We start from the raw sequence: 25,706 nt of genomic DNA, 5'->3' as shown, positions 1-25,706 counted from the left end.
AATCCCTCCCAAAGCAATGAAACAGTCATCTGCTCTTACTAAAATGCACTCACATTTTACAGTCAATGCTAATAAAGCACAAAGCCCGCATGGCGAACCCTTAGGGGTTCTCTCCCCTAAGGGCTCATACGAAAAACAGCCATCCCGAAGGATGGCTGTTTGATCTCGTATGGAGCCTAGGGGGATCGAACCCCTGACCTCATCGCTGCCAGCGATGCGCTCTCCCAGCTGAGCTAAGGCCCCGTGATGTCGCTTACAAACGTCGACTTTTTGTATTATACATGAATATGCGGTGACAGGCAATAGCTGAAAAATAGGATTTATCTTGTAGCTAAGCATCTATCATGCTCTATGTCCATTCTGTTGCAAAAGGGAGCGAACATTGTTTTCATGCGTATTTTCATGCTAACCTAGTAATATAAACTAGTAGATCGTTTGGGAGTGACGAAGAAGTGTCAAACGCGGTGTTGTATTGGGTTTTCTTAGGTATCGCTTTTGTTTTGCCGTTCGGTATCGGGGTTCTTTTGATGAGGAAAACCAACCGACTCGGATTCTCGTTTTGGATCACGACGGCTCTGAATATTGTGCTGACTGTGCTTGCCGTTTTTTGGTGGAAATCCGTGACAACGGACAAGTTTCAAATGATGTTCGGTATGGCTTTTTATGGCGTCTCCGCGGTGAATGTCATGGTTCTTGAATTTTTCGCTTTGTTCAGCATTCGTAAAAAAATGAATTCGTAAGAGGAAGGGGCCGTTATGCCGAAGTTAACTGGATCAAAAACGGTATTCTACGTGTTCCTAGTAGCCGCTATCCTCTGGATGGCTTTCATCTATATGAAATCAGCCGAGCCGTATTCAGAGCAAAGCATGAAGCCCTATTTGGAATCAAAATTTTCCAGCGAAAAGTTGAAAGAGCATCTGCCCAAAGTGAAATTCACGTATGATAAGCAGGTAATTTCATCACAAGATCCTATTGATTTGATTGAATTTCTCATAAGAAAAGCAGGGCACGTTAGCGAATACGCTTTGCTTGCCCTGCTCTGGTCGATAGCTTTATTAGCGAAGCCTGTCAGAATGAACATAGCTTTGATCAGCTCCTTCCTCATTTCATTGCTCTACGCAATGACGGATGAATGGCATCAATCGTTCGTGAAAGACCGAACGGGGCACGGTATCGACGTCGTCGTCGATGGAGTCGGTATAGTGTGTGGGCTCATTCTGATTGTCGTGATTGTCGCCATACGAAATCGAATTAAATCCAGAAGAACAAGCTAGCCAGTAGCACGGAAACTTTTCTTTTTCGAACCGCTTTCCATTTCCAATGTTCGCGGGATTGGCTTTCCAAGTCGTGTTGCTGCCACTCCATCAATTTCTCTGATACATAGAGGTCTGTTGGTTGCATATGTGAATCACTTCCTTTCTTTTCCTGATACGCTTAGTTTACGCTGGAATAAGGGGAACAAAAAGAGTATAATTCACTTCAATGATTTCCCCTTTTTTAGAAAGGATGTTGAAGATGCAGCTGCTTACTCATTTTTTGGAGCTACGCGCGGGTTTTGAGCATGGGATTGAGCATGAGCCGCAGCCTATTACATTAGAGGAATTAGCCGAGCGATTGTATTGCTCGACACGGAATGTGAAGATTCTTTTAAAAAAGATGACCGAACAGAATTGGATTTCATGGAAACCCGGTCGAGGTAGAGGAAATATTTCTGAGCTTACCTTTTTGGTTTCTTCCGAGGACATGATCTCGAAACAAGCGATGGCGCTTGCGAATCGAGGCGATTATTTAGGTACGATTGAGCTGATTCATCAACTCGGCAAGGGAGAAGCGCTTCAGGACTCCTTTATCGAGTGGTTGTTCAGCTTTTTTGGCTATCGTGCCATTGAGCATGAGGAGCGATTTAAAGATACCTTGCGTGTGCCTGTTTACAAATGGCTGGTAACACTGGACCCTGCGCACTCTTTCTTTGCATTTGATTTTCATCTGGTAAGTCAAATTTTCGATACCCTTATACGCTATAACCCGCAGACAAAGGTGATCGAGCCGCACTTGGCCCATTACTGGGAAATCAGCGAGGATGGCTTGTATTATACGTTTTATTTACGCAAAGGTGTGCTGTTCCATCACGGCAGAGAGATGACAGCTCATGATGTGAGCTACACGCTATCGCGATTAAAGAAGCTAGGCGAGTCGGCGACGCAAGGCTGGATTACCGAGAGCATTGAGGCCATTACAGTCCTGAATCGAAGTGCAGTCGCTATTGAATTGAGTCAACCGAATGTGCTGTTTCTTCAACAGCTGGCGCATACCTCGATGGCCATAGTACCGGAGGAAATATGTCGGGATAATGAATCCATTTTTGGGCGAATGCCCATTGGGACTGGGCCGTTCAGGCTGGAAAGACACGATGATTACATTTGCAAACTGCGTGCGTTTGATAGTTATTTCGGTGTTAGGCCGCACATGGATCTTATCGAAATTTGGCTGCTGCCCTCAGATCTTCAAGAAGCAACACCTAGTTGGGATAAAGTCCAAGTATTCCGCGGACAATCTAATTCTAGTAAGCCAGTTGGTGTCATCGATAAAGAGTCAGAGTGGCATCAAATTGAACAAACGATCATGTTCTGCAGTTTATTAACGTTTAACCGCAATAAGAGTGGACCGCAGTCTCATCCCAATTTTCGTAAAGCGGTTGATCTGGTCATAGATCGTGAGCTTATGATTGAAGAGCTTGGGGGCTTTAGAGAGGCACCTGCTCACAGTTTTATCCCTACGATGGAGCCGCTAGTGAAGTCAAGGACGGATAAGGTTGAAGCGAAGCGTTTACTGGATGAAATGGGTTACAGCGGCGAGACCTTACATATGTATGTCTATCGGAATAATAATGATGATGCAATGTGGATTTGCCAGCAGTGCGCGCAGATTGGTATTCCCATTGAGATCACGATCCGGAGTGAGTCGGATATGACGCAAATGGCTACCATCGACGAAGCCGATCTTATTTTTTATCACATCTGCATGGAAAGCAATTATGATCTTCATATTATTCAAACATTGAAACAAAGCAACAGTTATGTCCGGGCACATTTGAACGCAGAGCGATTGGCGTGGGTGGATGTGCAAATGGAAGAGATTTTGAGTAATCCTAGTCTGGATGAGCGTATTGTATGTTTACATGAATTAATAGCCGAGCTTCAAGCGGAGAAATCGTTCTTATTCGTCCTTCATCGGTCTCAACAAACAACCTATCAAGACTCCATCAAAGGGGTAACGATTAATGACTTAGGTTGGATTGATTTCCGAGAGATTTGGTTTACGCCAAGTGTCTGAAAATAAAAAAAGATGCGAATATGCATCCTTTTCCACTAAAGAAGTCGCGATCTATTAGGAAAGATGCGAATATGCATCTTTTTCCACCACATTGCTCCTTTTTAAGGAACATCGGTAAAAAAGGATGTATTTTCGCAGCAATTCTTCGATATGCGGTCAATTCTCCTTAGAAAAGATGTATATTTGCAGTTCTCAGCTCCTACCAGCCTATCGAGATGCGAAATGGAATAAAAAAAAAAACGACCCTATGGTCGTCTCGGTGCAGGTGGCTCAAAGCGGTTTTCCATCGTCATCCAACGCCCATTAGCAACGAAAAAGCCAATGAAAGCGAATACGAGGAGTCGAATAGGAATCCAAACGGAATTAATGGATTGAAAGCTGATAAATTCAATGATTGTCGTGAGTAACGCCGCTCCGATTCCCCAAGGCACGATCCCAAACATGATTAAATATCGAGAGCGACCTAATTTTTTTCTTTTAAGCCATACTTCTTTCTGCGAATCTTTCATGACAAAGCTCCTCTTTTTCTTTCTAGTATAGCACTGCTGACGAAAAATCTCGAATGATAGCTGCCAGAATATCGATAAGTTGATCTTATTAGGAGGTTATTCTAGATGAAACGTTATGTCCTTGCTTCAATGAGCCTATTCCTATTGTTACTGCTTACCGCTTGCTTCGGGTCAAAGAATACGGAACCTTCGTCCACGACATCGAACGGCATTTCGTTAACGAATATGTTCGAACCGACGATCTTCGATCATCCCGTCGGAATTGAGCATCGCGTTGGCAAACCGGAGCTGTTGTATATCGTCGAGCAGCCTGGTCGCATCTTGAGTGTGAATATCAATAAGCCGAAGGAAAAGCCATCTCTCGTCCTAGATATTACTGCTCGCGTCAACGATAGCGGAAATGAACAAGGATTACTTGGATTAGCCTTCCATCCCAAACATCCGACTCAGGCTTACGTGAATTACACGACCGAAACGCACACGATTATCGCACGTTATGACGCTGATCTTGCTAACCCTGCTCTTCTAGATCCAAAAAGTGAGAAAGTGTTGCTTACCTTCAAACAGCCGTACCCTAATCACAATGGTGGACAATTGGCATTCGGTCCTGATGGCTATTTATACATCGCAACTGGTGATGGCGGCAGCAGCGGGGATCCTCAAAATAACAGCCAGAACCTGCAATCCTTACTTGGCAAAATACTTCGTATCGACGTAGATAAACAAGCAAATGGGCTCCTCTATGCGATTCCTGCTGACAACCCTTTTATCAACAAAGGAGCTAAAGAAATCTATGCGTATGGACTGCGGAATCCTTGGCGATTCAGTTTCGATTCCGTTACTGGGAAGCTCTGGGCAGCAGATGTTGGCCAGAATAGATTTGAAGAAATTAATATCGTGGAAAAAGGTAAAAATTACGGTTGGCGCATTCAGGAAGGATTCGAGTGCTACGAACCGAAAACTGGCTGTAACAAAACTGGTTTAGAGCAACCACTGTTTACCTATGGCCGTGATCAAGGTGTCTCCGTCACCGGAGGATATGTATATAGGGGCATAAAGGTGCCAGAACTTAAAGGCTGGTATGTCTATGCCGATTATGGCACAGGAAATATATGGGCAATGATGCTAGCCAGTGATGGCAAGGTTACAAATAAAACCCTGCTAGCATCTGGCCTGCACATCGCTTCCTTCGGTACGGATGCAGCTGGTGAATTGTACTTATGCACACAGGATGGAAAAATCATGAAAATCGTATAGCAGATGATATCATGGAGGGAGGCCGTATTACGGCTACCCTCCTATTCTTGATCCGCAAGAAGCAGAACCCAGCCAGGTATGCGGGTTACCTGCCCAACACCACCCAAGCTTCGGCCTCTTCTCGCTTATCCATAAAGCCGTGACTCTTCGATCACCGCAACGAGATCCGAGTAAGGAGAAGCCGTTATTTTTCTGCAATCTTACTGGATAATGGGTAATTAACCTAATCCCTCCTCTAGCGTAAGTGGAGTAGTACTAAGCCCATATTTGCATTCTTTTTAACGTAATCATGACTTCAATCAACGCCTTGTAACTTCGAACAATCGACTTCGTTGAACCAAAATTCATGACGATATGCGTTTCCGATTCTGGATGGCTAAACATATGGGTTCCGAGTATCCCACTGTGCCCTTGGAGTCTTGGAAGTCCTCTGAGCAAAAAGAAAAATTCCTCGAAATGAAGTTCCATCATACCTAACCCATAATGAATGCCACTCCGGAATTTGTGCTTAAAGGTCATCATGGCTTGTAGCGATGTTTGACTGATGCATGTTCCATGATGGAGTGCTTTTTGAAAAATGAGGAGATCCTGGGGAGTCGTCACGATGCCCCCACCCGCCCAATCGCAGCTTAAGCTTGGAAAACGGCTGATTTCAACTGTGTTCAACCAGATATCTTGAATTGGTTCTGCGCTCTCCTGTTGGGACTGGGGAAAGAACATCAAGTACGAATCATTCATTTGCAGGGGACTGAATATGTCGAGATGCAAGTTCTCACTAAAGGATCTGCCTGTGATACGCTCGATCATCCGTCCAAGCAGAATATATCCCGTATCGGAGTAATAGTAGCGCGATTCAGGGGGGCCATGATTGACTTGATTGTTCCTTGTAAAATCTAGTAAGGCATCCGGTGTCCACACTTCATCGGGATTGGCAATGATGCGTTGGATGAATGAAGGCTTGTGCAGGACAGGATCTTCAAAGTAATCAGCCACACCCGAGGTGTGCCCCAAGAGCTGATGGATGGTCACCTGACTCGCATAGTCAACTCCCCGATACACGAAGAGATGGGTCAACTCCGTTGGTGTTACGTACTTGCAAATAGGATCTTCTAGTGCAAGCTGTCCACGCTCAACGAGCTTCATGATGATGACAGCTGTAAACACCTTCCCAATACTGGCTGTATGAAAAGGTTGATTAAGGGAGACTGCTGCATCCTTATTGGCGGATATTCTCCCAGCAGCATAACGATAGGTAAACCCGCTGCTTTCCATCCATACTTGTAAGCTAGTTTGATGACGGCTGTTCTTAAGTAATCGTGAAAAGTACGCATCGAAATGCTGAGAAGCTCGTTCCTTGCTCCATGCTTTTCGAACAAACATCGCCATATGAATCCTCCCCTGACTCATTGTGTTCCCGAACGCCCAATGCTACTATTAGTAATATATCCTAGCGTAATATATGGACAAGTCTTACGTCAACACACCTAAGGGGAGTCGCCACATGGAATTTGTCATTCTCGGTTTGTTAATTCTGAAGAATCAAACGGTTTATGAGCTTAACAAAGCATTTCAACAAGGCGTTGCCTTGTTCTATAGCGCCAGCTATGGCAGTTTGCAAACAGCATTAAAGAAATTAGTGCAACAAGGTGATATTTATTTTGAGGAGCACGTGGATCGGGGACGGAATAAAAAAATTTATGTCATATCCGATAAAGGCAAAGAGGCTTTCTATGTGTGGATGGGCTCAGAAATATCTACAAGCAGGCTAGAATCCACAGCCCTAGCTAAAGTGTTCTTCTTGGGACTCGTGGAATCCGTTGCAGATAGACGAGCCATCCTTATTCAAATCATCACCCAAATTGAAAAAGTAGAGACAGAACTCCAGCACATGGACGAGGGGCTTCAGAACATTCAAGTTCCAGCCCCTTATGCAGAAATCCTTACTTATCAGATCAAAACGCTAGATTATGGGATTCGTTCGCACTCTTTTGCAAAAGAATGGTTTAAAACCCTTCTTGCCGAGCTTCCATCAGATACACTATAAATCAAGCGCACCGCTTGTTTGTTTGTAAAAACTAGGCTAATTTCATCCCAAGCTGTTTCACTTTCTCTAACCATTTGGCTCGTTTCTCTGGGGAGGATGGCTTCACTGGCCCAATCTCCGTAATTCGTACAGGCGTAATCCCACAAAATTGTAATACATTGTGTTTCATCACACGGTACCCTGCATGTTTGTTAACCCAACGGCTGTACCAAGCAGGGGTATCTGTCGTTACAATGAGATGGGCAGATTTTCCGGTCAGAAGCTTATCCCAGAACGCGGATTTGTCCCGATATTTGAAGGCGAATCCAGGTAAAAAGCTGCGATCAATAAAGCCCTTCATCATGGCAGGCATGGCCCCCCACCACGTGGGATAGATAAAGACAAGATGATCTGCCCAGCGAATCAATTCTTGCGCTTTTAACAAATCATCCTCGAGCTCTGTGCGCTGGCGATAGCCAAACTGTAGATTGGGATCAAAAGCCAATGCGTGAATATCGATGCGCTGAATAACTGAGTTGCTATTCGAGACTCCGGCGATATAAGCGTCGGTTAATGCTGCACAATAGCTTTCGGGATCAGGGTGCCCGTTAATAATGAGAATATTGGTTTTCAAGATGATTTCCTCCTTGTTTGCGACTATAATCAGCTTAGAATATCTGGGGCCATAAATGAATGATTAAGCACGCAAACCAATTGCGAATTTGCGCAAAGGAGGGATTTTCGACTTGAAAAGTCAAGGTGTTGCCATCTCCATGGTGTACCCCATCATGAAAACGCTCGTTCATAAAGGCTATAACACCGAGCAATTTTGCCAATTCGCTGCCTTTGACGCTAGTCTTCTGCGAGATGTTGAGGCGCGCATTTCAGGCGAAGAGTTGGAGCGCATAACGATCGCCGCGGCACAATTCACTCAAGACGAGCATTTTGGCTTGCATCAAGGGCAAATGATGGAGTTTAGCGATATGGGCATTCTTGGCTATGTCATGATGCATTCTGCTTCCGTCCTTGAGGCGCTAACTGCTTATCAAAGATATAATGTGCTGCTCTGCAGCGGGTTTAATTTGGACTGGAACATGCATGATGATCATGTGGAGATTGCTATGTTTTTACAGCATCCCGAAGAAGGAACGATGTCTCGACATTGTATCGAAGATATGGCAAGCTCCCTATATCGGTTAATAAGCAGACTAAGTAATCAACGTATTCCACTTTTACACGTGTCGTTTAGCCACGATGCTCCCTCGGATGTAACACCTTATGAGTCCATATTGGGCAGGATTCCTCAATTTGGAGCTAGTGAAAATAAGTTGCGATTCCCAAAGGACGTTCTTTCATATCCTGTTCTGTACTCCGATGCAAAATTATTAACGGTATTTGAAAACATAGCGCAAGAAACGAGGCAGAAACTAACCGAAACAAGCCGTTTCACAGATCAAGTTGTGCAGTGGATGCACGCCTGCCAGCCTTCTTACTTCCCCACCGTACAGCAAACCGCTGATTATTTTCAGATGAGCTCGCGAACCCTCCAGCACAAATTAAAAGAAGAGCGTACGACCTACAATGAAATTTCAACCCAACTACGCAAAGAATTAGCCATGGGCTATCTTCGTAAATGGGAATATTCCGTTGGTGAAATCGCTTATGTCCTGCATTTTTCTGAACCAAGCGCATTCCAAAACGCATTTAAAAAATGGACAGGGGTAACGCCAGGGCAATATCGGGCTAATCTATAAACCCCTTCGGAGAGTCTTTCAAGTGAAGTTTCGACGTTTATGTCTGCGATTTTGAAAAAATAACGAACGGGAGGGATTCGTATGGCGCCATGTCATGAATCCAATGTTCGGCATGCAGAAGATCGATATTGCCGCGCTGAAGCGAGCCTATGAGAGTTAAGTCCCCTTGCATTTGACTGGCAGATTTACTTTCCATTATCATAGAGAAGTACAAATAACTTATTGAGGTGATCCTATCGTGGCCGTGCAATCGGATAAAATTTTTGTGAATCTCCCCGTCAAAGATTTGGACAAGTCTGTCGCTTTTTTCACCTCTATCGGGTTCACTTTCAACCCCAAATTTACAGATGAAAATGCTACTTGTATGGTGATCAGCGAGCACATCTATGTCATGCTTTTGGTCGAGAAATATTTCCAAACTTTTACGAAGAAAGCCATATCCGACGCTACGAAAACGACAGAAGTACTCGTTGCTTTGAGCTTCTCTAGTCGAGAAGAAGTGAGCGAACTCATCGAGAAGGCTGTAGCCGCTGGTGGGACACTGTACAGTGATCCTAACGATCACGGTTTCATGTATCAACATAGCTTCCAAGATTTAGACGGACATCAATGGGAATTGTTCTGGATGGATCCGAACGCAGGGAATCAATAATGAATGTAGAGGTGGTGAGAGCGAATCTCACCGCCTTTTTTTCTGCCAGGCATTCACCTTCCGAATATCCTGCATATTCTTTGTTTTTTACGGCATATTCTTTGAAAATTGAAGCTTACCTCCACTTTCTCTAGCAGGATAAGAGGCATCGTTGTATGATAGAAGAGATTCCTATTCCTAGTAAATGAGAATAATGGTGATGCTATGAAAATACTGCGCAGTCCACTAAAGACATTACGCGGAAAGATCCTGATCTCCTTATTTTTTCTGATTATTATCCCGGTTGTTATCATCCTTTACCGATTCTATAAATCCTCTGAAAATATTGTCCAAATTCAGCTCAACCAATCGAATCAAGCAGCTGTTTCCCAGAAAGCCACTGCCATGAACGATATGGCCGTTCGTATGATTACGGCTTCAAGTCTCATTATTAATGATCCGGAGACGGAAAAATTTCTAAAAGAGCCTGCGGATTGGTCTACGAATTACACGTCCTTCATTAAGCTCACAAGCCTGGTCAAAAAACTATCCAACGTCAAAGATCTCCTGCTCGACAGCACAACGCAAATCGGAATATACGACAATAGAGGCTACACCCAAACGACTTGGTCGGCAGTAACGCCATCGAGTGTGCAAGAGTTTTACAAGGAAAGTTGGTACAAACCGACCTTGGAGCGTAATGGGTTTCCATATTGGACGGTTCCTTACTCGCTTCCCTCTTCGATTAATCAAGATCTCATTGTAATGACAAGACAAATTAATGGCGAATACACAAGTAATTATGGTGTTTTTTTTATCAGTGTGCCGATTTCCTTATTTTTCTATCCGAATGCTGAAATTCGTAATCAACAAGATTCAGGTATCTTCTCTGTCCTTGTCGATCAAAACCAAAAACGCTTACTCGGCGATCATGCAGCAGCAGATTTATTAACGAATGGGGCTCTTCAGAACGTACGCACCAACGCAAACGGCATTCAAGAAGTGAAGATCAATGACCAGGTCTATTTCATAAATGATGCTTACGTCCCTCAACTTGGTTGGAAACTTATTCAATTCATGAATCAGAAGGATTTCGTTACACAGCTCAGCCGGGCCAAGGACAAATCGATTTCCTGGGTCATTGCTTGGTTTCTCCTGTTTGCTATAGCTTTCATCGTACTCATGCTTCGTGTAACAAGTCCTTTCAAACAGCTAGCCAAGTCGATGACAAAGGTAGGTAAAGGGGAATTTAATACGCTAGTCACTGTAAAAGGTGAAGACGAGATTGCGATGCTAGGCAATAACTTCAATCGCATGGTCATGCATCTGCAAGATCTCATTTCCGATTTATACGATGAACAGCGACGCAAGCAGAAAGCGCAGTTTCAAGCGCTGCAAGCACAAATTAATCCACACTTTCTACTCAACACTCTCAATTCCATCAAATGGATGGCACTGCTCTCAGGGGCAGATCATATTAGTGAAATGATTACCAAGCTTGGAAAACTGCTCAATTTCACTATGCGTAACGAACAAGAGTTCGTCACGTTACAAGAAGAACTCGACTATTTGCAGGTTTACCTCTCCCTCCAGGAAATACGCTATCACGATCAGATCTTATTTACCTATCGCATCCCTGACGCGCTGCTCGACTGTGAAGTTTTGAAATTCACGCTGCAACCAGCCGTTGAAAACAGTATTATTCATGGTAATCGGTTCCCGCTTCTCATCGATCTTCAAGCTGAAGAAGTTGGTGGCAATCTTCATATTGTGATGCAAGATAATGGTGTTGGGATGAGTACGGCGCTGATTGAGCAGGTCGAATCTTCCCTGAATCAGCCTCACGCGAAGTTTAGCGGCATTGGTATACGTAATGTTAACGAACGCATCAAGCTCCATTTTGGCGTGCAATACGGCATGCAAATTTCGAGTGTGGAGGGTGAAGGCGTCCGGCTGCAACTGGTGCTGCCTTTGAAAAGGAGGAATACGGATGCTGAGAATTCTGATCGTAGATGATGAAATCCTTGTGCGCATTGGTTTGAAAACGATTATTCCGCGAGATAACGAGGAATTTATCGTCATCGGCGAAGCTGCTAATGGCGTGGAAGCACTCAAATTATTAGAAGCGCAGCCATGCGACGTAGTCCTCACGGATATCCGCATGCCTGAGATGGACGGACTAGAATTACTGAAACAAATCCGTGAGCGTTGGCCAGCGATAAAATGTCTCATTTTATCCAATCATCACGACTTCAACTATGTACAGCAAGCACTTAGGCTAGGTGCGATTGAATATGTCACGAAATTAGAAATCAACCCCTCCGAGCTGATGGAGAAACTGCGTGCTATTCAAGATCAACTTCTCATTGAAAAGCAAGGGCAGAATGCGAAAACCCAGCTTGAACAGAAGGTGAATCAATATAGCAACGAGGTGAAAGAGAAACGGTTGCGTGAGCTCCTCCTCTCTCATGTGTCACGCGGGGAAATTGAACAGGTCTGGCGAGAATTCCAGCTTGAGTTATTCGCACCCCGCTTGTCCGCTGCCGTCATTCAAATTGAAGCCTACGAGGAATTAACGCAGCAAAACAGGTTCCAAAGCGATCGCCTTCTCACCTACACCGTGAAAAACGTCCTCAATGAAATTCTTAAAAAGTATGGGAACGGGGAATTAGTTGAAATTGCCTCGGGTAAGTTCTGCGTGATATCGGGTCAAATTAATCCAAATATGCTTGTCGAAATGCAGAGCGCGGTACAATCTTTTCTGAAAATTACATTGGCTTTTGGCGTATCCCCTTCCTACGAGGACACATTCGCTCTCCATCAAGCCTATGGCAAAGCAGATTATGCTTTGAGCTACCGATTCTATTATGGGGGCTCGTGCATCGTATACTATGATCACTTACAAGTCACGAATCCTGTCCTATCCGAACCATGGCAGGAAGAAGAATGGATGAAACGTATTGAGGAAGGTGACGAGGTCAGTCTAAGAGAAAAGATAGCAGCCTGGACGGAGGAGCTTTGTCACAATAAAAATATCCCACCTGCCATACTGCGTGAGCAATGGCTTCGTCTGCTTCATATTTTCGCGCGCTGTTTGAAAACCGATGGAGGCGACATCTACTCCATCACGCTGCACGAACAACAGTATCCGTACCATGTTATTCGAAATGCCGAAACTTTGCAGCATTTGTCTAACTGGTTCATCGGATGGCTGCCTATCTTCTTCGCTTACAAGCGTGAGCACGGGAAAGAGAAGCTTCGTCCTGAGATTCAAATAGTCATCCGCCATATTATGGAGAAGTATAATTTACCGCTCAAAGTCGCTGATTTAGCGAGTACGGTTGGCTATACCGAGAATTACTTAAGTATCTTGTTCAAGAAAGAAACGGGTAAAACGATCACAGACTATGTGACAAATGTTCGGATGAAAAATGCCCGCGAGCTGCTCAAGAATCCTGATTACAAAATATTCGAAATTTCGGAACTCATCGGTTATGCCGACCCCAATCATTTCAGCCGTAGTTTCAAGCAAATGGAAGGCATGTACCCTACCGAATTTCGAAAGCTCCTCTTCGGGCATCGAACATCGTAGAATAATGCTTACTTCGTAAAGAATACTCCGTGTCTTTTTGGGAAAAATTGCATTACGATTTAACTACCAAAAGAAAAGGGGATGAACAAATTGAAAAAAGTACTAGGCATGGGAGCTTCACTCGCTCTTGCTGTAAGCGTTCTCGTAACCGGTTGCTCCAAGGCACCTGAACCATCACCTTCCGCGGCTGCATCCGTTGCACCTGCTGCCACGGCAGCAGCGGCTACACCTACACCTGAAGCACAGAAGCCAGTTACCCTTAAATTCTGGGGAGGCGTTCCACCAGAAAGCGGCCCTCAAGATGCTGTTGACGCATGGAATAAAGCGAATCCTACCATTAAGGTCGAATATACAAGATATGTGAATGATGATCCCGGTAACCTGAAACTCGAAACCGCCCTTCTCTCTAATACAGATGCACCTGATATTTACATGAACTACGGTGATGCCTATATGACCAAACGCCAAGCTGCTGGCATGGCAGAGCCTTTGGATGATCTGATCGCCAAAGCCGGCTTCGATGTTGAGGGTATAATCGGAGCGGCGAACATTAAGAAATTCGCTGACGGTAAATATTATTATCTTCCTGCGAATAAGAACTTGGGAGCTGTACTTTTCAATATGAAAGCGTTAGATGCAGCTGGCGAGAAACTCCCAACTGCCTGGACATGGGACGATTTCAGTGCTATGGCCACCAAACTTAACAAAGGGGAAATGAAGGGGACGATGTTAGATCCAGCTCTTGGCTGGTTTGGTGATACCGTTCTACAAACGGCCAAACCACAAGACTGGGTGATCGCTGCAGATGGCACATCCAACTTCAACAGCCCAGCCATGAAAAAAGGCTTGGAAATGCAGAAGAGCTTGGAAGACAAGGGCGTCATGATGAAATATTCCGAAGCTGTAGCTGGTAAAATCACCGTACAAAATGAACTCTTAACTGGTAAAGCTGCTATGATGGCTTCTCAAATTTATATCATCCGCTATATTAAGGACATCAAGAGCTTCCCGCATGATTTCAAAGTTGCTTTCGCTCCTTATCCGCAATTCACGGCTGGCAGCAATATTAACCCAGGTGGCGGTATGGGCGACTATATGTCCATCAATAAAAACAGTAAAAACAAAGAAGCTGCCTTTAAATTCATCTCCTGGTATTTACAAGAAGGTAATATGGCTATGGTGCCAGGTGGACGTATCCCAACTAGCAAAAAGGCAGATCCAGCTAAAATCGCCTCTATCCTCATTGGTGATGCGAAGGATCTAATTGACGAAGCATCCTTGAAAGCACTGCTAGCTGGCAACTACACATTCCCAACGTCCTACAATGTACCTGTTCCTACTGAACTAAGAGCCATCTTTAAAGATGAGATGGAGAAATATTTGCTTGGCGCTCAACCGCTTGACAAGGCTTTGGAAACGATGAAAACGCGTGGGGATACAACGATTAAGGGTGCCAAAAAATAAAGATCATTTCATATGCGTTTCATCAAAATCTCCGACTGCTTCTTGTCGGAGGTTTTTTTCAATCAAACTACAGAAAAGATCACGTTCACGCTATGTGATTTCACGCTTGTGCTTGGTAAAGTTACGTTAACACATGATTTCGAAAGGGTGTCTTACTATGAAGAAAATCTGGCATAACGCCAAATTCAGGGAAAACCTTGCAGGCTATCTCTTTATTTTGCCTAACTTCTCTGGCTATCTGATCTTCGTCTTACTGCCCATTCTATTCAGTCTCTATCTCGTCTTTGTCGATTGGGAATATCTCAAAGGGTTCGCAGGCATCGAATGGGTTGGCTTAGATAATTTCAAAGCGCTGGGCAGTGATCCGAAATTCGTAAAAGCGCTGAAAAACAACTTGATCTTCACTCTGGTCAGCGTTCCCGCTTCCATCCTCATAGGACTCCTATTTGCTGTCGTTCTGAACAAGTATGTGTTCTTCAAGCAAACACTACGAACATTGATCTTCCTGCCCTATGTTAGCTCGCTCGTTGCGGTATCCGTCATTTGGAGCATTATGTACCGTGCTTCCAATGGTCCCATCAACCAAGTGCTGAAATCCGTTGGTATCGATCATCCCCCAGGCTGGTTGTCGAGCCCGAATTCTGCCCTTTTCGCAATTATCATCATGCAGGTGTGGGTAACGATTGGGTACGCAATGGTCATTTATTTAGCCGGATTGCAAGGCATTTCCAAGGATTTGTACGAGGCTTCCGATATTGATGGGGCTTCGAAAGTTCGTCAGTTTTTCCAAATCACCATTCCGATGCTCACACCAACCACCTTTCTTATTGCCATTACACTCATTATCGGCTCCTTCCAGATCTTTGGACCCGTCAACATAATGACACAGGGCGGCCCTATTGATTCGACGATGGTGTTATCCTATCACATCTACTTACTCGCATTCCGATTCTACAAAATGGGCTATGCCGCTACCGTTTCTTGGGTGCTATTCGCCATCATTTTCGTTGTTACCATTATTCAATGGCAAACCCAGAAACGTTGGCAGCAGCACTTCTAATTGGAAAGGAGATTCTCCCTATGGAAACAACTATTGTATCTACGCCATCTACACGACAAGTGGCCATTGCGAACATGAGAAAGGGCAGCTTCTGGCTTAAGATTTTCGTTACTCTGATCCTAGGCGCGATCTCCATCGTGATGATTTTACCTTTCCTATGGATGGTATCGACTTCCTTCAAAATTAATGGCGACGTCTTCAAATATCCCATTGATTGGATTCCGAATACATGGCATTTTGAGAATTATAAGAAAGTCTGGGCAGGCGCAGATCCCTTCTATTTATTCTATTGGAATTCGATCAAAATCACTGGCATTACAGTTGTAGGTAATTTATTAACGAGTTCCATGGCTGGCTACGCATTTGCCAAAATACGCTTTAAAGGCCGCAACTTCCTGTTTCTACTTTATTTATCTACAATGATGATTCCAGGTCAGGTTTTACTTGTCCCTCGCTTCATCTTGTTCGATCAGTTGCAATTGATTAATACACATGCAGCCATCATTTTACCAGGTTTATTTTGGGTCTTCGGCACGTTCTTGATGCGACAGTTTTTCACTACTCTCCCAGGTGAACTGTTAGAGTCTGCGCGCGTTGATGGCGCCAGTTACTGGCGGACATTTTGGCAAATTTGTTTACCATTAACCAAACCTGCACTAGTTACACTCTTAATTCTCTCCTTTACTTGGCACTGGAATGAATATGAGAACCCGCTTATCATGCTGCGCGAAAAAGCTTTATACACCATTCCACTTGGCTTAACGAGTTATGTTGAAGAGTTTGGTACGAATTATGTGCTCACCATGGCTGCTTCTGTTTCTGGGCTTGTTCCTCTGCTCATCGTCGTAGCTGTTTGTCAAAAATGGTTCGTAGAGGGAATTACAAGCTCGGGACTCAAAGGCTAGCCTCACAAAAAAGGAGGCCTCACCATGCTTTCCTTCAAAAAATGGTTTATGCTTCTCTTCGCTGCTTTGCTTGTACTAGGCGCTCTCCCTGCACATCGTGCGGAAGCGTCTAGTACAGCCGTTGTCCCTATTTCTTGGAACACATTTACAGCAGGCAACCCAACAGACGTCAACTCGTTACGGGTATTGGACATTCTACTGAATACGAATAAATATGCTCTAACTACATGGTGGACGAACAAAGGATTTGCCGCACAAACGGGCAGCTATCTCACCTTCGGAGGTGTTGCCGAGCCGAACATCAGGCCGCCAGCTAGTGAAGCACTTGCGCTTGCAATCTCATTGAAAACTGGCGCCTACGATTCAGCTGAAACTGGTGTTACACAGGCGAATGCGACGACCATCGCAACCAAACTTACCGCTTCGCTCGCTTATCAACACAGAATAAACACCACTTCAGGCTGGGGTAATGGCTGGCAGACGGCTTTCTGGGCTTACCTCGCGGGAACAGCTGGTTACCTGCTCTGGGACGATCTCTCTGTGACCGATCGCGAGAATGTTCGTAAAATGGTCGAGTATGAAGCGAATCGTTTCAACAGCTACACGGTTCCATATTATCGTAATGATGCCGGCACGATCATCTCCGCTGGCGATACCAAAGCCGAAGAAAATGCCTGGAACTCCTCCTTGCTTCAACTTGCAACCGCCATGATGCCTGATCACCCCAATTGGACCCTATGGATGAACAAAAACATCGAGCTTATGATCTCCGCTTACTCCCGCCCATCCGATACGACAAGCACACGCGTCCTTCATGGCCAAACCGTAGCTGACTGGCTGCACGGCTCCAATGCGAACGAAGACGGCACCGTTGTGAACCACAGTATCATTCATCCCGATTATATGAATTCCATCACACAACTATTGAATGCTCCGCTTTTATACACACTGGCAGGCAAAGCTACACCGGAAGCAGCGCTGTTTAATGCTGATATTGTGTATGACTCGCTGGTAGACCTTAATTTCTCCAATCCACCCTATGCAGCACCAGGTGGTACCATTTATATCGATGGCAGTGCGAATGCCTATTATCCACAGGGGAATGATTGGGGAACGAAGCGTCGCATGCATTTTGCTTATATGGACGCTGCGGCATCTGCCTTCGGCTTCGACACGTTGGCCAGCCAGAAGGGTAACTACTGGGAGCCCTATCATGCCCAAATGGTGCTGGATATGCAGAATCGTACGGGTCATACAGATGGCCACACGTATGAAGCCTCTTCTGAGGATACCTACGCGGGTAGAGAAGAATGGGTGGCGCAATTTGCTGGGCGCGATTATTTGACCAAATGGATCATCAAGCAAAATAAATACATCCTAACTAATGAAACGTATTCCGCACCGCCTCCTGATCCTACTCCAGCCAATCCTTTCAGCTATACCTTTGAGGATGGCACTTCAACGGGTTGGTCGTCCGTCAATGGCACATGGGGTGTGGTCACAGAAGCCAACAGTAAAGTGTATAAACAAACCTCAACTTCAGGCGAAGCGCTCACCTTAGCTGGTGATACTTCGGCATGGAGCAATTACAGCTATGAAGCCACCGTCAAATTGTACGACGCGATCGCCAACAATGCCTCTGGTCTTGTCGGTCGTTATGTGGATAATAACACCTATTATTTGTTCAGGTTAACCACATCCGGCAAAGCACAGTTGTACAAGAAAATTGGAGGAACCTTTACCCTCCTACAGGAAGTATCGATGACCGTGAGTACGAATACCGCCTATACGCTTAAGTTCGTTATGAACGGCTCTGCCCTATCTGGCTATGTGAACGGCGTCTTGAAAGTATCTACAACCGACAGCTCGATCTCAGCAGGCAAAATCGGTTTCCGTACCTACAATCAAACAGCAAGTTTGGATCAAGTTTCGGTCGTGCTGAGCTTGCCATTTACGGATTTGTACGAAGATGGCGACGCCTATTCTTGGGTACCTACGACTGGTGTTTGGAGCGTTGTGACCGATAGCAGCAAAGTCTTAAAGCAAACCTCGACTTCCGGTGAGGCCGTCACTGTAACTGGCAACGCGAGCTGGAACAATTATTCCCTTCAAGCGAAGGTCAAAATGTACGATGCCCTCTCCTTCAATGCCAGCGGCATCATTGGCCGTTATGTCGATGACAATAACTATTATTTGTTCCGATTGATTACTGCGGGATCTGCACAGCTATACAAGAAAGCTGGCGGGACCTTTACCCTACTCCAAGAGGTTCCATTAACGGTTAACACCAACACGACTTATACGTTGAAGCTTGTCATGAGTGGTAGTACTTTAACTGGTTATGTCAATGGGACACAGCTCGTCTCCGTAACAGATAATACGTTTGCTAGTGGGAAGATTGGCTTCCGAACTTATAAGCAAACGGCAAGCTTGGATGAGGTTGAGGTTGTAGTGAACTAACATTGTATGTGAAAAGGCTATCTCAAGTAGAAATTCTACTCGGATAGCCTTCTTCTTTGTTATTTCGGGTAATAGGAAAATCCCGGATATTTGACTACTGGCCACTTTTCCTTACGCAGCGCATTTAATACCTCTGGACCGACGTTCAAATTCGTACTAACCAGATCGCGTGGCGTAAGCGCCATCCATTGATTTAACGACACATCTTCAAACCGATCACTTTTGAACATTTCCAAAAACCATAGGGATTGCGTACCAGTATTTTGTACATAATGGCCCAAAGCAAATGGTACATAACCAACATCACCAGCGCGATAATCGAACGTACGCGCATTGCCATTCCCAGCAAAAACGGTCATACGGCCCTGTCCAGTCAGGTAGTACTGCCATTCATCGTTATTCGGATGCCAATGCAGCTCTCTCATTCCACCAGGTTCAATCTCAACAAGTGCCGCTGCAATATTTTTGGATATCGGAAAATTCGTAGAATCTACGATTCTAACACTGCCGCCAGGAGTTTTAATCGGGGGTTGCGCGAGCAGCTGATGCTTAAAACTTAGGGGAATGGTCCCATAAGGGGACTGTACCTTTTGACTATCGATCGGACCCGGAACCTTATCTTGATAGATATAGACTTGCTCTTTGGGAATGTTGTTAAAAGCACTAATTGGAACGCCAAAATTGGCGGACAGCACGTCTTTCGGTGTTCGTGAAAACCAGTCAGAGATGGAAATGGTGTTCAAATCAGAAAAATTACCATCATCGAAAACAAGCAAGAATTCGCAATGTTCTAGCCCCTGTATCGAGTGCGGGAGACCCGGTGGGAAGTACCAAAGATCCCCTGGACCCACATCGGCAATAAAATTTCGACCCTCTTGATCAATCGATGTGATCCGAGCTGAACCTAAAATCATGTAGGACCATTCTGCTTGTTGGTGCCAATGTAATTCACGAACACCACCCGGCGATAGGCTCATATTGACACCAGCCAGTGTCGTCGCAATGGGTAGTTCACGAACAGTAACTTCCCGGGACCAGCCTCCGAAATTCAATTTCATTGACGTATCTGAAAAAGAAAACTTCAAGTTCGGAAGCAAACCAGCATCCGTTATTGGTGGAACTAACATATTAGGATTCTGAATATCCCGCATAACATTGCGTGGCCCAGAATCAATCCCGCCAGCGCCATCCGGTCGGATAGGCTGTGGAATATTTCCAGTCATCCCCAGATTCCGTTTCGGAGTCTCCATGGATCGTCTCCTCTCATTTAGAAGAATTTCATTTATTACTTATCCTAAATGATATATGAGACAATACTTGAGTTCATTACTATGTCATTTCACCGAATTACGAGTTAAACCTTCTGCTTAGGCATATACCCTAACCTCTATCACTTCTGCACATGGACTTCCATTTGTCGCCTCTATGACAAGCCGCACCCGATCGGTAGTAAGGGCTGTCTCCAACTGCAACCTCCTTGTACGTTTCCGGTTGTTCGTTACGCGCTGCAGTACCTCCCATTGGCTATCGACCCAAACTTCCAAGCGGTAGTCCTTCACCAACTCAGGTCTGACTTCCTCACTCGTCCTGAATGCGTGAAGATTAATTAAATCCTCATGCACGTTATCATTAAACGTTACTTGTAGATACCGCAGAATTTGAGGTTCGTCCCAGCTCAACGCCAGCCACTCCTCTTTTGTTGGCGTCATGGGCTCTGACATCCATTGATGGGGGGCACCGTATGGACGCAAATAACCATTCGTCACCTTTTCCGCTGAGAATGCACGCGTTTCGGAAGTGAGACGGAAGCAGATTGGCTTCCGATCCACGCCATTCTTCATGCTCCACTGAACGACAGGCTGATCTGGTTGATGATTCTCTAACTTCGGATCAACAATCGGTTTCGTGCCGCGTACAAAAGCAATTGCTCCTGTGTGCTGTTGATCGGAATGGTACACCACAACATGTTCATTCGCCTTCACGATGACGAAAGCGTTCTGGGGCTTCTCAGGCTGCCAACTCAGAGGGAAGCTGATCCACTGCCCTTCCCCAGCTTGTACGGCAGTCTCTGTCTGCACGATCATCCGCTTCGGCACATAGTTCTCCGCTCTGCCTGTGTCCCACAGCTCCACTTGAATGGTCGTTGCTTCGCTCACATCTACTAGCAGCTCAAAGCCATTCAGCTGCGGTTCTACGGGGAATAAAACTGCCACATCGTCGACCAGTCTTCGAGGCTCTACAGCACGATATACACTTAACTGCGTTCGTGTAGTCGACGCCTCGACGCGAGCAAGCCGTGCAAGATCCTGCTCATCCTCATTGCGTATCCCAATCAGGGAAGCATCCTGCCTGAGCAGCACCTGCTGCAGCTCCTTACCATGCTTTTGAACCAACTCACGCGGGGTTACTTGGTTCTGGACGCACAGTGCCGCACCAGTTCCAGCTGCCTCCCCAATGACAGCGCAGGTTGCCATGACGCGTGTCGTTCCGAAGGCCACATGAGATGCGCTTATATTTCGCCCAGCCATCAACATGTTGGACACGTTCACGGAGTACAAGCTGCGAAACGGAATATGATAGATGCCGTCCGCATGCAAATGCTTGGAGCCACTCTCGGTCGAGTACATGCCCTGCGGCGGGTGCAAATCAATCGACCATCCTCCGAAAGCAATGGTGTCCTCAAACCTCGTCTGAGCTAGAATATCATTCTGATTCAACATATAGTCACCGATGAACCTTCTGTATTCTCTTTTGCCAGGTAAAGCCCCTACCCACTCCAGCGTCATATTCGCCGAGTCAAATTGACCTGAATTTTTGATATAATCCCAAATCCCATAAATAACTGACCACAATTCATCCCGAATACGCTCATTCTCATGAACCGTATCCAGCTCGCCGCCCCACTCAATCCACCAATAATGACAGCCTGAATCACCGCTTCGAATGACACGTTTGATCGGAATCGAGGTGGTGGTGATGTCCTTCGCGAAGCTCGGCGGATGGTATTTAACTGGGTGTCCCACGTCTTTGGTATAAAATAAAATCGTACTTCCGAGTGTAATGTCATCTGCGATCTCAGGTGCCCACTCCTCCTGAAACTCGTCGCGGGCTTCCCGCCCAATACGAAATTTTGCCCCCGCCAAGAATCCGATAAGGCCATCCCCCGTACAATCAAGAAAGACTTCACTCTCAAAATGAATGCGCCGCTCCGAGCCCATCATCCAGCCCGTAACTGAACGAATGATTCGGTTGCTCACATCCCCATCCGCTTCTACCTCATGCACATCTGTATTTAGAAATAGCTGTATGTTCGCCTCCGCACGCACGGCTTCTAGCACAATTAGATCCCAGAGATAGGGATTCCCATCTGGGTTCTGATACTGATTTTCAACAAACAGTTCACCCATAATGCCCGTTTCTCGTGCATAACGATTGATGCCATGCGCGGTTGCTCCGCAAACCCATACACGAACCTCACTAGATGAATTCCCCCCGAGCACGGGCCGATTTTGAATCAGTGCCACGGTCTGACCCAATCTCGCAGCGGCTATTGCTGCACACACCCCTGATAGCCCGCCGCCGATGACGGTAATATCTCTTTTTACCTTTTCTTCCCTCATTGGATAACCTCCAAATCATCTGTGATTACCCCTATTTTAAAGGATTGATAACGCTTTAAACCATGCACGCTATTATCATTAACTTATACAAAATTTCAACTCAGTACTTCCTTCAGAAAAACAAATCCACTATGATAAAAGGAGCAATCTCAATGTCATTTGTATACGAGAGGATGGACAGGGCGATGCAACCACAAGAGGCAGCACGAATACAACCGAGACTTCTCAGTCACATGTACTGGAGGGAGAAAAGGACCTTTCAGCTTCACGAGGATTCTAATGAATTTTGGGTACTCTTTGCGGTTGAAACGGGCAGCTTCACTTACCAGATCCAAGAACACGCAGGAACAGCTAGTTTCGGGGATCTTGTTTTGTGCCCACCAGGGGTTATTTTTCGCAGACAAGTCGTTCAGCCCTTATCGTTTCACGTTATGCTACTGCAATGGGTAGATGATGCAGGATGTCCGCTGTCCACCGAGGATACAGTCCCATCTGGGAAAATCTCGATTCATGACCTTCATCGACTCTCATCCAACTATGCCTACTTAAAAAAATGGTTCCAACATGAAGGCACGATTGCCTCTTCACTGCGTCAACATATCCTCACCGACCTCTGGATGCAGGTTGTGGAGGAAGCCTATTCAGCAAGTCCCGAAGCTGCTTCACCTTGGACTTCTGCTAGCGCGAACAGCAAAGATGAGCTTATTCAAGCCGCTGCGCAGCGCCTTCACGAACAAGCAACATCCATCTGTATCATGAAGGACATTGCGAATGAACTCGGATTAACACAGGTGCAATTTACCCGCAGATTCAAAAAATCAACCGGCATGCTGCCGATCGATTATTTAACTTCTCTTCGTATTCAACTTGTCCAAAATTTTTTGCTGGACGGCGATATGACTCTAGCGCAAATTGCTGGACAATGCGGCTTTGAGAACGAATTTTATTTAAGCCGCGTATTCAAGAAGCGCATGCATGTAACGCCATCAACCTACCGTAAGCTGCACCGTCTATGAAGAGTGCTTTTAATAAAATAGAGCCTATACGGAGCGCCTTAAAATTAGTATGATACTAGCATCACACTAAGGAAAAATGAGGAATTTACATGGCACAAAAGCTACTAAAGATACCACAATGGATCGGATTTCTCCTCATTCTGGCGATAATCTCCCTAGGTACCACGCTAACCGCGTTTTCACCGGTCTTTGCCAACGGCATCATCAATGTGATCATCCCCATTGGTATCTTGATTTTCTTGCGGGCTGAGTTTTTCGAGAAGTTAAAGCTCGCAACACTTCTTATCGGACGAATCCTTGTCCTGCTAACGTTTCTAGACTATTTTCCTAGCGATTGGCTTGTTCCCCTCATTGTTTGGTTGTTGCGCATTAACATCCTTGAAGCCACACTGACCGATTTCAAAAACAAGAGCTACACTAACGTTATCTCCGGCCTTATTTTAATTGCTACATCCTTCGTGATCACGGGTTCATGGCTTAGCAGCTACTATATCACTATCAATGATGCCATGATTTTCTGGGCCATCGCTTATACGTTATGGAACTGGAATTTCGTAATTTACACCTTCAAGCAGGCCATTGGTTTCTATCATATCGCTGTGCTAACAACCCCTCTGCTGCTTGTTTGCCTCACCATGAACCCAGGGCTCTGGCTCATCATGCGGGCGAATTCATTGACGCTTGCGGGTATTTTTCAAATATCTGGTAAAGCTTATATCGAGTCCTACCTTGCAAGTCCTGCCCTACATAACTTCATTATTTTAGTTAAAAAGCCCCCCATTCAGCTAGGCCTGATGGTGATTAACGCTGTTTTATGCGTCTTAGCTGTTCTGCTCACCTAATCCAAATGCGAAAGGTGGTACCCTATCCATGAATGTCCTTATTTTTGGAGCTACTGGGATGGTGGGACAAAGCGTCCTACGGGAATGCTTGTTGGATCCTCAGGTTAACCATGTATTATCAATCGGTCGAAGCGCTACGGGACAATCTCAAGCGAAGTTCCGTGAGCATGTCTTGAAAGATATCACCGATTTAGCCCCATTAACCGATGAACTGTCTCGTATCGATGCTTGCTTCTTCTGTCTGGGTGTCTCGTCTGTGGGCATGAGCGAGGAGAAATACCATGCGATCACGTATGAGTTAACCATGAATATTGCCAATACGTTAGCTAACATCCAGCCCAAGATGACTTTCGTCTATGTCACAGGTGCTAGTACCGACAGTACCGAGCAAGGCAGCTCCATGTGGGCACGTGTCAAAGGAAAAACAGAAAATGCGCTCCTTAAGCTGCCTTTTAAGTCAGCCTTTATGTTCCGACCTGGTGCTATTCTGCCGAAGAACGGCGTCAAATCCAAAACAAAACTCTATCAAACCTTTATTGTCATCTTGAGCCCGATATTCCCCCTTTTACAAAAATGGTTCCCGAATACAGTCATTGATTCCGAGCAGATTGGACGAGCCATGATCTCTGTCGCGAGAAATGGATACCCAAAATCGATTATGGAAATTACGGATATTCGTAATGCGTCTGGGAGATGAAGCGTTGGATATTTCAATCGTAGTGCTGAAGGAACTTGATGAGGGAGTACATTACTTAGCAGATATGAGTGCATCAGAAGGACATCGCCATATCCAAACGCTTGTACGCGAATATCAATCAGGTCAAAATCAATTTCGCGCATCAGGTGAAATCCTTTTATCAGCTATGGTTGATGGGAAGATGGTAGGTGTGTGCGGCCTAAATAGGATGACATTGGAAAATAATGAGGATATCGGGCGCGTTCGGAGACTCTATGTCTTGGAGACTTACCGTAGATATCGCGTAGGAAAAACGTTGATGACAGCTATTATTCATGAAGCTCAGCGACATTATCAGGCATTAGTGTTATATACAAATAACCCCGTTGCCGATGCGTTTTATCGAAATCTTGGCTTCATCAGTTGCACCACTATGGGGAAATCCACACATTATTTGGATTTACGGGAAAATCGAGTAGGAGGGGACGGCTAGTCCCCGACCTCTCACACCACCGTACGTACCGTTCGGTATACGGCGGTTCATGAAATATTCCGTAATGAGTT

At 45.4% G+C, this 25,706-nt stretch carries 24 protein-coding genes and 1 tRNA gene; 17 read left to right on the top strand and 8 right to left on the bottom strand.

What is annotated here, in order from left to right; all coding sequences use genetic code 11:
- Positions 1-170: 170 nt before the first annotated feature.
- Positions 171-243, bottom strand: a tRNA-Ala gene (locus J2736_RS00125).
- A gap of 209 nt (positions 244-452) precedes the next feature.
- Between J2736_RS00125 and J2736_RS00120 the strand changes: the two genes are divergently transcribed.
- Both J2736_RS00120 and J2736_RS00115 read left to right on the top strand, forming a co-directional pair.
- Positions 453-740, top strand: coding sequence for a hypothetical protein (locus tag J2736_RS00120; RefSeq protein WP_310222336.1), 288 nt, complete (start codon positions 453-455; stop codon positions 738-740).
- Between the two features lie 15 nt (positions 741-755).
- Positions 756-1,274 carry a VanZ family protein gene (locus tag J2736_RS00115; protein WP_310222334.1) on the top strand — a complete coding sequence of 173 codons (519 nt, stop codon included), beginning with the start codon at positions 756-758 and terminating at the stop codon, positions 1,272-1,274.
- Here J2736_RS00115 and J2736_RS00110 read toward each other — a convergent pair.
- The gene (locus J2736_RS00110; protein WP_310222333.1) at positions 1,252-1,401 is read right to left on the bottom strand and encodes a hypothetical protein; all 150 of its coding nucleotides are present in this window, start codon (positions 1,399-1,401) and stop codon (positions 1,252-1,254) included. The two genes, J2736_RS00115 and J2736_RS00110, sit on opposite strands and share 23 nt — an antisense overlap.
- Positions 1,402-1,536: 135 nt before the next feature.
- Here J2736_RS00110 and J2736_RS00105 point away from each other — a divergent pair, with 135 nt between their 5' ends.
- Positions 1,537-3,333, top strand: coding sequence for an ABC transporter substrate-binding protein (locus J2736_RS00105; protein WP_397340147.1), 1,797 nt, complete (start codon positions 1,537-1,539; stop codon positions 3,331-3,333).
- A 245-nt stretch (positions 3,334-3,578) separates the two neighbouring features.
- Here J2736_RS00105 and J2736_RS00100 read toward each other — a convergent pair whose 3' ends face one another.
- Positions 3,579-3,842, bottom strand: coding sequence for a hypothetical protein (locus J2736_RS00100; protein WP_310222329.1), 264 nt, complete (start codon positions 3,840-3,842; stop codon positions 3,579-3,581).
- Positions 3,843-3,947: 105 nt separating this feature from the next.
- Between J2736_RS00100 and J2736_RS00095 the strand changes: the two genes are divergently transcribed.
- Entirely contained in the window at positions 3,948-5,099 is a 1,152-nt protein-coding gene (locus tag J2736_RS00095) for a PQQ-dependent sugar dehydrogenase (RefSeq protein WP_310222327.1), read from the top strand.
- 33 nt (positions 5,100-5,132) lie between these two features.
- Here the strand turns inward: J2736_RS00095 and J2736_RS00090 are convergent, their stop codons facing one another.
- Positions 5,133-5,297 carry a DUF5701 family protein gene (locus J2736_RS00090; RefSeq protein WP_397340146.1) on the bottom strand — a complete coding sequence of 55 codons (165 nt, stop codon included), beginning with the start codon at positions 5,295-5,297 and terminating at the stop codon, positions 5,133-5,135.
- A gap of 57 nt (positions 5,298-5,354) precedes the next feature.
- A complete protein-coding gene (locus tag J2736_RS00085) occupies positions 5,355-6,485 on the bottom strand; it encodes a serine hydrolase domain-containing protein (protein WP_310222325.1) in 1,131 nt (376 codons plus the stop codon).
- A 115-nt stretch (positions 6,486-6,600) separates the two neighbouring features.
- On the opposite strand from J2736_RS00085, the gene J2736_RS00080 reads away from it, so the two are divergent.
- Complete coding sequence (locus J2736_RS00080; protein WP_310222324.1) at positions 6,601-7,143, top strand: PadR family transcriptional regulator; 543 nt, start codon at positions 6,601-6,603, stop codon at positions 7,141-7,143.
- A gap of 31 nt (positions 7,144-7,174) precedes the next feature.
- Here the strand turns inward: J2736_RS00080 and J2736_RS00075 are convergent, their stop codons facing one another.
- Positions 7,175-7,756 (bottom strand): NAD(P)H-dependent oxidoreductase, encoded by a 582-nt coding sequence (locus J2736_RS00075; protein ID WP_310222321.1) that lies wholly within the window; start codon positions 7,754-7,756, stop codon positions 7,175-7,177.
- A 112-nt stretch (positions 7,757-7,868) separates the two neighbouring features.
- On the opposite strand from J2736_RS00075, the gene J2736_RS00070 reads away from it, so the two are divergent.
- The 8 genes from J2736_RS00070 to J2736_RS00035 all read left to right on the top strand — a co-directional run bounded on the left by J2736_RS00070 (position 7,869) and on the right by J2736_RS00035 (position 18,988).
- Entirely contained in the window at positions 7,869-8,876 is a 1,008-nt protein-coding gene (locus tag J2736_RS00070) for an AraC family transcriptional regulator (protein WP_310222319.1), read from the top strand.
- Between the two features lie 238 nt (positions 8,877-9,114).
- Entirely contained in the window at positions 9,115-9,528 is a 414-nt protein-coding gene (locus J2736_RS00065) for a VOC family protein (RefSeq protein ID WP_310222317.1), read from the top strand.
- 204 nt (positions 9,529-9,732) lie between these two features.
- Positions 9,733-11,523, top strand: a complete 1,791-nt coding sequence (locus J2736_RS00060; protein ID WP_310222315.1) for a sensor histidine kinase — start codon at positions 9,733-9,735, stop codon at positions 11,521-11,523.
- On the top strand, positions 11,498-13,099 hold the full coding sequence (locus tag J2736_RS00055; RefSeq protein WP_310222313.1) for a response regulator: 1,602 nt from the start codon (positions 11,498-11,500) through the stop codon (positions 13,097-13,099). Before J2736_RS00060 ends, J2736_RS00055 begins: the two co-directional genes overlap by 26 nt.
- 90 nt (positions 13,100-13,189) lie before the next feature.
- Positions 13,190-14,563 (top strand): ABC transporter substrate-binding protein, encoded by a 1,374-nt coding sequence (locus J2736_RS00050; protein ID WP_310222311.1) that lies wholly within the window; start codon positions 13,190-13,192, stop codon positions 14,561-14,563.
- Between the two features lie 157 nt (positions 14,564-14,720).
- Positions 14,721-15,623 (top strand): carbohydrate ABC transporter permease, encoded by a 903-nt coding sequence (locus tag J2736_RS00045; protein WP_310222309.1) that lies wholly within the window; start codon positions 14,721-14,723, stop codon positions 15,621-15,623.
- A gap of 20 nt (positions 15,624-15,643) precedes the next feature.
- Positions 15,644-16,528 (top strand): carbohydrate ABC transporter permease, encoded by an 885-nt coding sequence (locus J2736_RS00040; protein WP_310222307.1) that lies wholly within the window; start codon positions 15,644-15,646, stop codon positions 16,526-16,528.
- A 24-nt stretch (positions 16,529-16,552) separates the two neighbouring features.
- Positions 16,553-18,988 carry a hypothetical protein gene (locus J2736_RS00035; protein ID WP_310222305.1) on the top strand — a complete coding sequence of 812 codons (2,436 nt, stop codon included), beginning with the start codon at positions 16,553-16,555 and terminating at the stop codon, positions 18,986-18,988.
- A gap of 59 nt (positions 18,989-19,047) precedes the next feature.
- On the opposite strand, the gene J2736_RS00030 is transcribed toward J2736_RS00035, so the two are convergent.
- Positions 19,048-20,238 carry an oxalate decarboxylase family bicupin gene (locus J2736_RS00030; protein WP_310222303.1) on the bottom strand — a complete coding sequence of 397 codons (1,191 nt, stop codon included), beginning with the start codon at positions 20,236-20,238 and terminating at the stop codon, positions 19,048-19,050.
- 117 nt (positions 20,239-20,355) lie between these two features.
- Positions 20,356-22,608, bottom strand: coding sequence for an FAD-dependent oxidoreductase (locus J2736_RS00025; protein ID WP_310222302.1), 2,253 nt, complete (start codon positions 22,606-22,608; stop codon positions 20,356-20,358).
- Between the two features lie 185 nt (positions 22,609-22,793).
- Here J2736_RS00025 and J2736_RS00020 point away from each other — a divergent pair, with 185 nt between their 5' ends.
- The 4 genes from J2736_RS00020 (at position 22,794) to J2736_RS00005 (ending at position 25,635) form a co-directional block, all read left to right on the top strand.
- Positions 22,794-23,624 (top strand): helix-turn-helix transcriptional regulator, encoded by an 831-nt coding sequence (locus J2736_RS00020; RefSeq protein ID WP_310222300.1) that lies wholly within the window; start codon positions 22,794-22,796, stop codon positions 23,622-23,624.
- Positions 23,625-23,713: 89 nt separating this feature from the next.
- Entirely contained in the window at positions 23,714-24,466 is a 753-nt protein-coding gene (locus tag J2736_RS00015) for a DUF5692 family protein (RefSeq protein WP_310222298.1), read from the top strand.
- A 28-nt stretch (positions 24,467-24,494) separates the two neighbouring features.
- Complete coding sequence (locus J2736_RS00010; protein ID WP_310222296.1) at positions 24,495-25,163, top strand: NAD-dependent epimerase/dehydratase family protein; 669 nt, start codon at positions 24,495-24,497, stop codon at positions 25,161-25,163.
- 4 nt (positions 25,164-25,167) lie between these two features.
- Complete coding sequence (locus tag J2736_RS00005) at positions 25,168-25,635, top strand: GNAT family N-acetyltransferase (RefSeq protein ID WP_310222295.1); 468 nt, start codon at positions 25,168-25,170, stop codon at positions 25,633-25,635.
- Positions 25,636-25,706 lie beyond the last annotated feature (71 nt).

Origin of the sequence: Paenibacillus qinlingensis (genome assembly GCF_031455095.1) — a bacterium.
GTDB lineage: Bacteria > Bacillota > Bacilli > Paenibacillales > NBRC-103111 > Paenibacillus_E > Paenibacillus_E qinlingensis_A.
Note: the sequence above shows the minus strand (reverse complement) of the source record. Positions and strands in the feature narration are given on the sequence as shown.